This window comes from Bacteroidota bacterium, from assembly GCA_018816945.1.
Classification (GTDB): domain Bacteria; phylum Bacteroidota; class Bacteroidia; order Bacteroidales.
Genome location: JAHIVC010000099.1, coordinates 237,168 through 250,355, shown reverse-complemented (window position 1 = coordinate 250,355; position 13,188 = coordinate 237,168). Strand labels below are relative to the sequence as shown.

Annotated in this window: 10 protein-coding genes and 1 tRNA gene; 5 read left to right on the top strand and 6 right to left on the bottom strand. The window is 35.4% G+C overall.

The window, feature by feature from the left end; translation table 11 throughout:
* Positions 1-6: 6 nt before the first annotated feature.
* On the top strand, positions 7-888 hold the full coding sequence (locus tag KKG99_15380; protein MBU1014380.1) for an ABC transporter ATP-binding protein: 882 nt from the start codon (positions 7-9) through the stop codon (positions 886-888).
* Between the two features lie 9 nt (positions 889-897).
* On the top strand, positions 898-2,565 hold the full coding sequence (locus KKG99_15375) for a hypothetical protein (GenBank protein MBU1014379.1): 1,668 nt from the start codon (positions 898-900) through the stop codon (positions 2,563-2,565).
* Positions 2,566-2,887: 322 nt separating this feature from the next.
* On the opposite strand, the gene KKG99_15370 is transcribed toward KKG99_15375, so the two are convergent.
* Positions 2,888-2,971: transfer RNA gene (locus tag KKG99_15370), tRNA-Leu, on the bottom strand.
* Positions 2,972-3,142: 171 nt separating this feature from the next.
* Between KKG99_15370 and KKG99_15365 the strand changes: the two genes are divergently transcribed.
* The 3 genes from KKG99_15365 (at position 3,143) to pth (ending at position 5,343) form a co-directional block, all read left to right on the top strand.
* Entirely contained in the window at positions 3,143-4,066 is a 924-nt protein-coding gene (locus KKG99_15365) for a ribose-phosphate pyrophosphokinase (GenBank protein MBU1014378.1), read from the top strand.
* 20 nt (positions 4,067-4,086) lie between these two features.
* On the top strand, positions 4,087-4,707 hold the full coding sequence (locus KKG99_15360; protein MBU1014377.1) for a 50S ribosomal protein L25/general stress protein Ctc: 621 nt from the start codon (positions 4,087-4,089) through the stop codon (positions 4,705-4,707).
* A 72-nt stretch (positions 4,708-4,779) separates the two neighbouring features.
* Positions 4,780-5,343: an aminoacyl-tRNA hydrolase gene (pth, locus tag KKG99_15355; protein ID MBU1014376.1), complete on the top strand. Its 564-nt coding sequence runs from the start codon at positions 4,780-4,782 to the stop codon at positions 5,341-5,343.
* A 225-nt stretch (positions 5,344-5,568) separates the two neighbouring features.
* Here pth and KKG99_15350 read toward each other — a convergent pair whose 3' ends face one another.
* The 5 genes from KKG99_15350 to KKG99_15330 all read right to left on the bottom strand — a co-directional run bounded on the left by KKG99_15350 (position 5,569) and on the right by KKG99_15330 (position 13,143).
* On the bottom strand, positions 5,569-7,086 hold the full coding sequence (locus tag KKG99_15350; protein ID MBU1014375.1) for a glycine--tRNA ligase: 1,518 nt from the start codon (positions 7,084-7,086) through the stop codon (positions 5,569-5,571).
* A gap of 334 nt (positions 7,087-7,420) precedes the next feature.
* Positions 7,421-9,007: a M28 family peptidase gene (locus KKG99_15345; GenBank protein ID MBU1014374.1), complete on the bottom strand. Its 1,587-nt coding sequence runs from the start codon at positions 9,005-9,007 to the stop codon at positions 7,421-7,423.
* A gap of 258 nt (positions 9,008-9,265) precedes the next feature.
* Positions 9,266-9,613 carry a carboxypeptidase-like regulatory domain-containing protein gene (locus tag KKG99_15340; GenBank protein ID MBU1014373.1) on the bottom strand — a complete coding sequence of 116 codons (348 nt, stop codon included), beginning with the start codon at positions 9,611-9,613 and terminating at the stop codon, positions 9,266-9,268.
* 76 nt (positions 9,614-9,689) lie between these two features.
* Complete coding sequence (locus KKG99_15335; GenBank protein ID MBU1014372.1) at positions 9,690-10,172, bottom strand: toxin-antitoxin system YwqK family antitoxin; 483 nt, start codon at positions 10,170-10,172, stop codon at positions 9,690-9,692.
* A 79-nt stretch (positions 10,173-10,251) separates the two neighbouring features.
* Entirely contained in the window at positions 10,252-13,143 is a 2,892-nt protein-coding gene (locus KKG99_15330) for a TonB-dependent receptor (GenBank protein ID MBU1014371.1), read from the bottom strand.
* Positions 13,144-13,188 lie beyond the last annotated feature (45 nt).

Sequence of the window (13,188 nt, the reverse complement as noted above, 5' to 3'; positions counted from 1 at the left end):
AAACATATGAGACTGGAAATAAACAATGTAAGCAAACTATATAAGAACAATATTTGGGGTGCGAAAAATTTTTCGCTTAACCTCGAAAATGGGATATTAGGACTCTTAGGACCAAATGGGGCAGGTAAATCTACCTTGATGAATATTTTGGCTACGATAACAAAGCCTACTGAAGGTGCAGTTTTTTGGAATGATAAAGATATTAGCCTTTATCCTAATGACTTAAGAAAAGAACTGGGATATTTACCTCAATATTTCGGTATTTATCCAAATCTTAATGCAATTGAATTCCTTAAATATATTTCCATACTTAAGGGGATGAATCGCAACCATACAAAAAAAAGGATTGGAGAACTACTTGAACTGGTAAATTTAGTTGATGTATCAAAACGTCTCCTTGGAAGTTATTCTCAGGGAATGAAACAACGTATTGGAATTGCTCAGGCACTCCTTAATGATCCAAAACTATTGATCGTTGATGAACCAACTGCAGGGCTTGATCCTGAAGAGCGTATCCGATTTAGAAATTTACTTTCCGATTTATCTGGAAGTAGAATAGTGATCTTATCCACCCATATTGTTTCAGATGTAGAGGCGACGGCTAATAATATTGCAATAATTAAAAAAGGGGAATTGCTTTGTCATGAATCTCCAGAAGTGTTGATTCAGAAAGCGGAAGGTAAAGTATGGATGCTAACAATTAAAAGCGATGAATTATTGACTTTTCAAAAGAAACACATCGTTTCTGGTATAATAAGAAGAAGTGAGGGTATACTGATCAGGGTTATTTCTGATGTGCCTCCTGCAATAAATACACAGCAAACCTCCCCAAATTTGGAAGATGCATACCTTTATCATATTTCTTTATCAAATAATTTTTCTAAATAAAAATTAATTATGGTAACGATAAACATACTTTCTCATTTAATTCGCGTCGATCTGCTCCAACGAACACGTCAAAATAGTTTCTTTGTGTTAATCTTTGTTACCATTATGTTTGGTTACTTTATGGTTCCTTCTGCTGATGCAGGATATGAAGCATTTGTTATTAATAGTTGCAGGGGATATTATAACTCGGCATGGATTGGTGTAATTTATGGAATATTATCATCGACCATCTTCTCACTGTTCGGGTTCTATTTTATTAAGGGTTCTATTATATCGGATTATGAAACACATTTTGGTTTGATTATCGCATCAAACCCTATCACTAAGCCAACTTATTTGATGGGTAAATTCATAAGTAATCTGACGTTTTTCTCAATCATTTTGTTCATTTTAACAATCATTGCATTTTTAATGCAACTATTGCGAGCTGAAAGCTCCAGTTATCAGTTAATTGAATTAATTGCATACTTATGGTTAATTAGCTTTCCAACATTGGCAATTGTGTCTGCTCTGGCCATTTTTTTTGAAAGTATTCCGTTTTTGCGTCAAAGTTTTGGTAATGTTCTATATTTTGCTATTTGGATTTCGGCTATATTGATTTTTATAGGTCGATTATTTGGAACATCGGTTGATATTGAACCGCAAAATGATGTTTTCGGTTTGTCGAGAATTGTTATTAGTATTCGTGATCAATTGATGACACAACATGGTGAAATTCAAAATGGAGTAAGCGATCTATTTGTTCCAAAGGGTGAGCAAGAAATAAGTGTTTTCGAATGGACAGGAATAAAATGGACATTAAATATGTTTTTTGAAAGAATACTCTGGATTGGGATATCAATTTTGATGGTATTTTGTGCTGCAGTTCCTTTCGATAGGTTCGATCCATCCCATTATATTAATAAAGATAGAAAGAAGAAGGCAAAATCAACATTATTTAAGGATGCGCAAAGAGAACCCTCATATAATCCCATTGAAATAAAAACAAAATTAAAACCGACAGTAATAAATTTTATCCATACCCCCAATAACCTAAAACAATACCCAAATAGAATAAGGTGGTGGGCTTCTATTAAAAGTATATTAAGAATAATGTTCATTGAACTATACTTAATATCAAAAGAGCAAAGATGGTGGTGGTTTATGGTGACATTTATATTATTCATTTCTTCTTTTATTGTAAGTAAGGAAGAACTTGTAAGGCAGGTTCTCCCCTTATGTTGGCTTTGGCCAATATCCATTTGGTCAGGTCTTGGCAACAAAGAAGTTAAATATCATACAGAAAAAATAATTTTTTCGATAAGCGCAATTTCAACTCGCCAACTTATTGCATTATATGGTGTAGGAATAGTAATTTCGATGATTACTGGTTCGGGAGCAGGGCTACGCTTTATTTTTGAAGCAGATTGGAATAGTTTATATGCATGGTTAATTAGTGCTACTTTCATTCCATCACTGTCCATATGCTTGGTCGTATTGAGTAAAAAATCTGTAGTTTTTGACATTGTTTATATCATACTATGGATTATTGGGCCTTTGATAGGATTGCCTTTTCGCAGCATTATAGAACGAGGTGATGGATTCAATTTTAAAGGGATAACTATTCTCTATTTATGTATTTCAATAATGCTTTTTTATTTGGCTTATTTCAGAAGACAAAATCAACTAATTGTGTAATTATTAAATTCATTATTGTATTATCTTAAACCAAACTTTAGACTTTAGTTTAGAAATAAACACATATATCCACTCAGACGAAAATCCGCTTGATCTTTCAAACTCGGATAATAAATTAATGATGGTTTTCTATCTTGTAACCCCTGAAGTAGAGAACGATAAAATTACAAAAAGAACCAATGAGGGAACTCATGCTGCACAGGTTATAGGTAAATTTGCCAATAAAGCTCCAAAGTGCTTGATTGGATATTTCAGGATACTAATGAATTACGCAAGAAAAAAACGGAAAAAACTGATAAAAAATCTGTCTTTTCCGTTTCTGTACCCGGGGCCGGGATCGAACCGGCACGAGTGTTACCTCAATGGTGTTTGAGACCATCGCGTCTACCAATTCCGCCACCCGGGCATAAATGAAATCAGGACGTCTCTGAAAGTGCAAAAATACTCAAAAAAACATATTATCCCCAGAAAATATTTTAAGTTTTTGAGATAGTACGCGATTATTTTGCAGGAGAAGATTTTATATCATAATTTTGCAGCCGAAACTTACTCATCCATTTAACAATAAGCAAGCATCATGAGTGTTATATTCTCAGGAAGAAATTCAAAATACCTAAGCGAACAAATAGCAAAAAGTTACGGAACAAAACTCGGAAACTCTTCTATAACTGTTTTTGCAGACGGCGAATTTCAGCCTTCCTTCGAAGACAACATTAGGGGTTTAGACGTATATATTGTTCAGTCTACTCAGCCTCCGATGGAAAATCTTTTTGAATTATTATTGATGGTTGATGCAGCCCGAAGAGCTTCTGCCAAAAGTATAGTAGCCGTAATTCCTTATTTTGGTTTTGCCCGACAAGATCGAAAAGATAAACCGCGTGTAGCAATTGGAGCTAAATTGGTTGCCAATTTATTAACTGCTGCCGGTGTTAGTCGTATAATTACCATCGATTTACATGCAGATCAAATTCAAGGATTTTTTGATGTTCCGGTTGATCATTTATTTGCCTCAAGCATTTTTGTTAAGTATTTGAAAAGTTTGAATTTGCCCAATCTTACTATGGCTTCTCCTGATACAGGCGGAACCAGAAGGGCAGCCGCTTATGCAAAAATTTTAGGGACAGATTTTGTGATTTGTTATAAAACAAGAGCAAAACCAAATGAAATTGCAAAGATGGCTTTGATTGGAGATGTTAATGGAAAAGATATCGTTTTAGTTGATGATATAATTGATACAGCAGGCACCATAACCAAGGCAGCCGAATTAATGATGGAAAATGGTGCTTCAAGTGTACGCGCGTTTTGTACACACCCGGTTTTCTCAAAAAAAGCGTTTGACAGATTGGTAAACTCTCCGTTCAGCGAGATTGTATTTACCGATACCATACCGATTAAGAAAAACCACGAAAAATTTACGGTGCTTTCGACCGCCGATCTTTTTGCAGAAGTAATTAAACGACTGGAGAATAAAGAGTCGATAAGTTCATTATTCAAATTCTAATAAATTAAAACAAACAAATTATGAAAACAGTATCATTGAGCGGTTCTCTAAGAGAGAGCGTAGGGAAAAAAGATGCTAAAAAACACAGAAAAGAAGGAAAAGTTCCCTGTGTTATTTATGGCGGAAAAGAACAAATTCAGTTCTTTACTGATGAAACAAACTTTAAAGGAATCATCTTTACACCACATGTTTATATCGTTGAAATAACGATTGGTGATAAAAATTACACCGCAGTTCTTCAGGATATACAATATCATCCTGTACATGATAATATTTTACATGCCGATTTCTTGGAAATTCAACCTGGCAAACAAGTAACTATTGCTGTTCCGGTTGCTTTAGAAGGTACTGCACCCGGTGTAATTACCGGAGGGAAACTTGTGAAGAAAATTAGGAAAATTAAGATAAAAGCTTTGCTCGAAGATTTACCAGATCAATTGGTAATTGATATTTCTAAATTAAAAATCGGAGACTCAATACTTGTTTCTGATGTTAAAAACGATAAAATAACTTTCCTTGATAATCCAAATTCGATTATTGTTGGAGTATTTGCCGCCCGTGCTGCAGCTGTTGCTGAAGCTGCTGATGAAGAAGAATCAACTGAAGAAAGCAAATCAACCGAGGGAAAATCAGAAGAATAGCATTTTATAAAACTCATTAAGAATGGGTGTAAGGTTATTTTCTAACTTTACACCCATATTTTTTTGTTAATAATGAAATATTTAATTACAGGATTAGGAAATATTGGTGATGAGTATCAAAATACCCGTCATAATATTGGATTTATAGTATTGGATGCTTTAGCTCAGGAGGCTGGTGTTAAATTTGAACCCGGACGACTCGCTTCTATTGCAAAGATGAAATATAGGGGAAGAGTACTTATTTTGGCGAAACCTGCAACTTATATGAACTTAAGCGGTAAAGCAGTTAAATATTGGTTAACACAAGAGAACATTCCAATTGAGAATTCGCTAAGCATTTTAGATGATATAGCACTCCCGGTTGGAGGTTTACGATTAAAAAGCAAAGGTGGCGACGGAAGCCACAACGGATTAACGAGTATTATTGAACATTTGGGAACTACTGAATTTCCTAGGCTCCGAGTTGGCATTGGTAATGACTTTGCTCAAGGCTTTCAATCTGATTATGTACTTGGAAGATGGACCAAAACCGAAGAGGATATCCTTATCCCACGTATCAAAGTTGCAACTGATATTATTAAAAGTTTTGTAAGTATTGGAATTGGCCTTACGATGACAAAATATAATAAAAAATAAAGTCATATCGAGCGAAGTAGAGATGTAATGTTAAGATTTTGACTTAAGCTCTGGCTCCCATAGTCCTAAAATATAAGTAAAAAGCGACCTATAAAGTCGCTTTCCTTTCTTTACCCTGAGCTAAATAAGATTAAATTCCTTTAATTTTTTTATCTATTATTGAAGAAATTCTTATAGGGATGGCTTCCTCTTTTAGGAAGCCATCCCTATTTTCTAGATCTATCTTTAATTTCTTAACTTTTCTGCAATAATCCCCGATATATTTTCAATTGGAATTCGTTCCTGCTTCATACTATCCCGTTCACGAATGGTTACCGTTTGATCCACCAAAGTTTGATGATCGATCGTAATACAATAAGGCGTTCCGATGGCATCATAACGACGGTAGCGACGTCCTATGGCATCTTTTTCCTCATACTGACACATATAATCAAACTTTAAGGTATCCATGATTTCACGCGCTTTTTCGGGCAAACCATCTTTTTTCATTAAAGGCAATATAGCAGCTTTGATCGGGGCTAAAACCGGGGGTATTTTCATAACAACCCTCTCCGATCCGTCTTCCAATTTTTCCTCAGTATAAGCATGACTTAAAATGGCCAAAAAAGTTCGGTCAAGACCTATCGAGGTTTCAACTACATAAGGAACATAACTTTCATTTAATTCTGGATCAAAATACTGTAGTTTTTTACCCGAAAATTCCTGATGGGCCCCCAAATCGAAATCGGTTCTCGAATGAATCCCTTCCAACTCTTTAAATCCAAAAGGAAAATTGAATTCGATATCGGCAGCAGCATTGGCATAATGTGCCAGTTTTTCATGATTGTGAAAACGATAGTTTTCGGCAGGGATACCTAATGAAAGATGCCATTTCATCCTTGCTTCCTTCCAGTATTCGTACCATTTCATTTCTTCACCTGGTTTTACAAAAAATTGCATTTCCATTTGTTCAAATTCGCGCATACGGAAAATGAACTGACGGGCAACAATTTCATTTCTAAAAGCTTTACCTATTTGGGCAATTCCAAATGGGATTTTCATCCGTCCGGTTTTTTGAACGTTCAGATAATTCACAAATATGCCTTGTGCAGTTTCCGGACGTAAATAAATTTGATTGGCTTCTTCACTTAATGAGCCTATTTGGGTAGAAAACATCAGGTTAAATTGTCGAACCTCGGTCCAGTTCCTCGATCCTGATAAGGGGCATGCAATTTCTAAATCCTCGATCAATTTTTTAATGCCTGCAAAATCATTGGCATCCATCGCAGGATACAAGCGGTTTTTGATATCATCGATTTTGAGCTGATTATCCAACACCCTTTGATTGGTTGCTAAAAATTGAGTCTTATCAAAAGATTCTCCAAATCTGGAAGCAGCTTTATCAACTTCTTTTTCAATTTTGGATTCAATCTTTGCAATAAAATCTTCAACTAAAACATCTGCGCGATAACGCTTTTTTGAATCTTTATTATCGATCATCGGGTCACTAAAAGCATCCACATGTCCCGATGCTTTCCAAATGGTAGGATGCATAAAAATAGCAGAATCAATTCCCACAATATTTTCATGGTATTGAACCATCGACTTCCACCAATAATCTTTAATATTTTTCTTTAACTCAGCTCCGTTTTGACCGTAATCATATACCGCACTAAGTCCATCATAAATTTCGCTTGACTGAAAAACAAAGCCATACTCCTTCGCATGGGCAATGATTTTTTTAAAAAGTTCTTCGTTTGCCATGCTGCAAAAATAATCAATTAGTTGATTTGATAATTAGTCAATGATATGTTAAAGTGTTTCATTGTTCGATTGATTCATGGTTTTATTGTTAAAAGCCAACTTTAACAATCGTATTTCCATGTATTACAATGTATTACTATTGTATGACAATCGAATGACGACTGCATTTGCAATTGTGTTGGGGTGTTTAAGTGTTAATGTGTTTCATGGTTTCATTGTTAAAAACCAACTTAAACAATCGTATTTCCATGTATTACAATTGCTTATCAATTGGATAAAATAAAAAATCCTCGACTAGTAAGCCGAGGATTTTTGTTAAAGAGCAAATTTGAGTTTAATCAGGCAAAATATTTGGATCCTTATTGATAAATTGAGGTTTCATTTCTCCACGCTTGAAATCAAGTTTGTCTGCATTAGCCATTTGATAGATTGACATAAACAATAATTGAGTAATATCTTCTGTGACTTCCGGCGTAATATTAGTAATATTATCATAAGGAGTATGATAACGATAAGTACCGGCTCCTCCCGCATTTCCAAACGTACCAAGAGAGAGCACCGGAATTCCGTACCAATCGAAAAAAACTGCATCTTGTCTTGGTCGGGCCAAGTTGGTCGAATAAGCTCCCGTGATATATCTGTGTATGTATTTATTATTGTTTCCCTCTAAATATGAAAAGAAGTCAGGATAATTGCCAGCGAATCCACAAGATATACTATGGCCAATCCCAACACCTTCAAGGTTTATAAAGCCAACGATATTATTTAATGAATTTGTAGTTGGATTTTTTAGGAAATACTGAACTCCTTTTAATGCAGCCTCTTCGGCAGCAATAACAAAAAAAACAACCGACCGTTTCATTTTTGTTTCAAGTTTCGACATTGCTTCTGCTAGTCCTAAAGTAACGGCAACAGCAGCAGCATTATCGCCTGCACCAGGCATAATTTCCCAGTTTTTACCCATGAAATCGAGGTGACCACCAACCATAATAAATTCATTTTTAAGCACCGGGTCAGACCCTTCGATATAAGCAATCACATTCGCTGTGACCCCTTCCGGATGGTAAAGCGTATTATTTTTAATGCTGAATATTTTTCCTGTTTTAAATGACTGAGGTTTGAGTTTTTCCCCTATTTCTTTTTTAAGATCCTCAGGTTTTTTACCGGTTCCGGCAAAAATATCAGTCATGATGTTATCCCCGATATGTGAATAAATAAACCCCTCTACATAGGCATTATTCGGATTTGAAATCGGGCCATAATTATATAATAATCCGGCTGCACCATGCTTTACAGCATTTAAAAGTTTATAATGGTGGAAGGTATAATCACGCCATTTCAGAAAATCTTTATCGGAAGTACCTACCGGGGCTTCACTTTCCATTACAACTATCTTCCCTTTTACATCCATGCCTTTATAATCGTCATAACCTAATTCGGGAGCTGTAATTCCATAACCTACATAGATTGCTTCAGCTGTTATTTCACCATTTCCAGAGGTAGATCCAGGGATAAAATCATCCACATAGATATAATCTTTAACGACATTTTCTCCTTTATGATCAATGTTCAGGCGAACATAGCATCCCGGAAAAACATCAGAATATGGGTGAGGGAATTTTTGCAGATAAGTTCCATTTTCACCCAAAGGTTTAATGTTCCATTCTTTGAACTTTTTAATTACCCAGTCGGCTGATTTGTCATACCCAATATGTCCGGATAGCCGTCCTTCAAACTCATCACTCGCTAAAGTGTCGATATAATTATATAAGGTTTGGCTTTTTATGGTATGCATAATATTTAATAATTTCTGTTCATCAGTCAATTCCGGGCCCTGTCGACGACCTTGCGCCGTTGTTGAAGGAATGAGTACAAAAAAAACAAAGATTGCGGATAGAAATTTAATGGTCGTTTTCATCATAATAAAATTATTGATTTGCATATAAAAATAATGATTATTCAGATCAATTGCTCAGATTTTGCAGAATACAGACCAAAGAATAAGCAGACTCTATGAACATGAAATAAAAATAGATAAGGCTTTTAGAAATTTAAATGTTTTTTAACGCATCAGTAATATTCATCAAAAAATAAAAGAATAAAAAATAGCGAACTATTTCATTAGCTCGCTATTCTTCTGATTAAGCAGGATATATAAATAAAGCCGATAGGCAGTATTTTAATTTGAAGTTTGTAATTTAATGTTTAAGGCTTCATTGCTCTTCACATTAATTTTCTCGATATAACTTTTGTTATATGAAATATAAGAAGCAATAACATTGTACTCGCCTGGTTTTAGGTTTGAAATGGTATAGTTCCCGTCAAAGTCAGAATAAACTTTTTTGTTTGAACCTTCAATTTCGATTCCTACACCCGTAAGGGCTTCGCCGGAAACCAAATCAATAACTTTTCCACTTAGCGTAACACTAGTATTTGCTGTATCTGTATTGGTTTCTTTTGTGTTATTTGCTGTAAAAGCAATAATTGTAACAATAACTAAAACGGCAGAGATCAGAATTTTTTTCATTTTGTTTGTTGTTTAAATTCAAAGCAAAGAAACCATAAAGTGGTTGAGTTAATATTACCATGCTGTTACAATAATGTTAATTTATGCCCTGATAAGTTCTTTCATTAATTAATTTACCCGAGGCATCGTACATTTTCCAAATTCCTGTTTTTTCACCCATACGATAATGCATCTCATACAAAAGATTGCCTTTCTCATCCCAAATGAACCACGCTCCATGCTTTTTATCACCCACATAATGTGCCTCAGCAATTTTAGATCCTTTTTCACTCCAGTTGATCCAAATGCCATCTTTTTTACCCTCTTTATATGAGCTTTGTTCTTTTTTTGCACCACTTTCATAATAGAAAACAGTTAATCCATCCAGGGTTCCATTTTTAATTTTATACTGTGCCTTTGGTTGTTTATTATCATAATGTTCAACATGAATTCCGGTATAAAGCATTCCCATTTTATAATAAAGGCCATCTTTAATTTGGATATTTTGAGCGTTAACAGCAATTACCACAAAAGTTAAAATGGATGCTATTATTAATTGGGGATTATATTTTATTTTCATTCTGTTATTGTTTATTAGTAAAATATTATTTTTTTTGGTTTATAATCATAGTATAATCTATCATTCATATAACATTACTTTAAAATGAATAACTCAATTTAACTTGATAAATAGTTCCGGGATCGATTCTTGAATAAAACTGGTCCGCTGCATTAAAAGATTTATAAACCGATTCTTTAATATTGTTTAGCAAATTTTCAATTTTTAAGCTAATTTGAAAATGCTGATTTTTACCAAAATTTTTGTTGGCATTAAAATTCAAACTGTGAAAGGGAACCAAATAAATATCGGGTCGATCAGCAATGCCAACATACTGTATGGTTTCGCCCTGAACATTATAATATAATCCGGCCTCAAGGCTTTTCCAAAAGCCATTTTCGCCTCCACTATATGCAAAGCCAGCATTAATAATAAATGGTGCCTGACCTGCCATGTCGCGGTATTTTTCAATTTTCTGTCCGGTTCGGGCATGATAAACCCGCGAAGTATATTCAGTTGAGCTTAATTCAATTTTTGATTTTGTATAAGTGAAATTCATATTTAAGCTGAAATTCCGGAAAGCTTCCCCGAATAAATGCAGATTCTGACGTAATTCAATCTCAGCGCCGATTATTTGTCCATCGCCAACATTTCGGGGTTGGTAGGAGCCGGATTGGGTTGCATATTGCACCATCTCGATAGGCCTGTCAAATAATTTGTAGAATAAACTTGCCGAAATAGTTTGACCGTTTTTCTGAAAAATTTCCCAGCGAAAATCATAATTCAGTATATCTGTGCTGGTTAAATTTCCATCCCAATACTCTATGCCGGAAACATCGTTGGCATCGCGGAACAAACCGCCAATAAAAGTACGCCCGCTAATGGGGTCGAAAATTTCGGCATACGACAATTCCTTGAATGAAGGCCGCGCAATTGTTTTGGAAAAAGATAAACGCAGATTCTGGCTTTCGTTAAGCTTATATATCAAATTTAATGTCGGGAAAAAATTAAAATTATCAAGAACATTTTCATTGTCAAGAACTTTCGTGCCTAACTGATCCTGACCGGTGTAATACATTTCATATTTTTCAACCCTGACACCTGCAATTGCTTTCAGTTTTTTTAACGGGTTAAAATCGAACGACACATAACCGGCAATATTATTCAGGTTTGCATTATACTGATTTGGATTTACCGGGATAAACGGCACTTCGTAAGCCGTTCCCCTGCTAATTGACCCATTATAAGGCCACAGATTATCTTCGCGGAAAATTTCATTCGGATCGCCGGTTAACGGGATGTTTCGGATGTTAATTGCAAAGTTTTGAATAACAAAATCACGATCTTTATAAGTATAAGCGCCACCAAATTTCAGTTTTGCATTTTCTTGTAAAAATTTAAAATCTTTTGTTATATGCAAAACCCCTGCAAGGCTAATTTCATCCAAATCGCGCCAGATTCTTTCAGGAAAACCCACTTCCGTACCAATGGAATAATTACCGCTGCGATCTTCATACCGGGTATACCGGATATCGGGATCTTTTATCGTTGAAATGGTTGGCGAAATCTTCCATTCAAAATCCCATCCACTTGAAACCAAATTATGTTTGCCATCAATTAACAAATTAGAAAGTGCACGCTGGCTGTACTCGAGGTTGTGCTGAAAACCTGAAAATTCAGCCCCCTGATCGGAGTTCGTATAATCGAAAATACCTGCCTGCGATTCACCGCTCTGTAAGTGAAGCAAGTTAATTCTGTATTTTGACTTTTGAGATTTTATTGCAAAACCCGCCAGTCCGCTTAACAGTAAGTTTTTAACTCCATAATCGCCCTCTTGTTTTTCGCGTACTTCCAATTCAGTTATATCGGCATCAGATGACATTCCATACCTTCCATATTCAGCGTTTTTAAAAAAATCGGAACTGCTTTTATATGATACTGAAAAAATATATCCCATTGTATATTTACCGACCTGGAACTGGTTGCCGAAAGAAGCCCCAAAACTGTAATCCATAAAACTGGTTTGTTTTGAAGCAGCTAAAGTTGGATTAAACGAACGAAGAATTTCCCTGTACCTGAGGCCTCTTTCCCCGTTCGGGCTGCCAACCACTTCCGAGAATAGGGGAATATCGTTTGTAGTAGGTATTTTACGCATCCCGTCGTCAAAACCCAGCCAGTCTGTTTTTCCACCCTTATAAGTCAAAAAATCAGGATTAAAATGAGAGTTTTTATTGTATCCCAATCCCAAGGAAATATTGGCCTGTTTAGTTTCGGGGAATGCTTTAATGTTAATATTGATTACACCCCCGGTAAAGTCGGCAGGCAAATCGGCACTAAATGATTTATTCACCACCAGATTATCGATAATACCTGTAGGGAATATGTCCATTTGCAGGGTATTCCTGTCGGGATCGAGGCCCGGAATATCGAGGCCGTTAAGAATCGTTTTTGTATAACGATCGCCCAAACCTCGAACAAAAACATATTTTCCTCCTTCAACCGAAACGCCAGTTATGCGCTTCATTGATGAAGCAGCATCCGAATCACCAGTCCTTTTTAAGGCTGATGAAGAAATACCGTCAATCACATTCGCAGATTTTTGTTTCATGGTAAGCAGGGCCGACTCTGTATTTCGAATAGCTGCAGCAGTGATGACCGTTTCACCTAACTGAACCGCAACTTCGTTTAATTTAAGGTTTTCAAACAAAGCAGCTTCATTGGCTTTTACAACAACATCACTAATACTAATTGTTTCGTAAGAAATATAAGAAATTCTTAATCGATAGGTTCCCGGGACGACCCCAAAATTAAACTTACCATCCAAATCGGTAGTTGTACCGTTTCCTGTTCCTTCAACAGAAATATTTACACCGGGCAACGATTCTCCTGTTTTTCCATCAAAAACAGAACCCCTGATAAAACCATTCTGGCCAATTAACAAATTTGTAAACAATAATAATGGGATGATCAACAACAATTTATTTATTTGCATAATTTATTTTATTTCAATAGTATAAATTAAAAACCCACAGGTAAA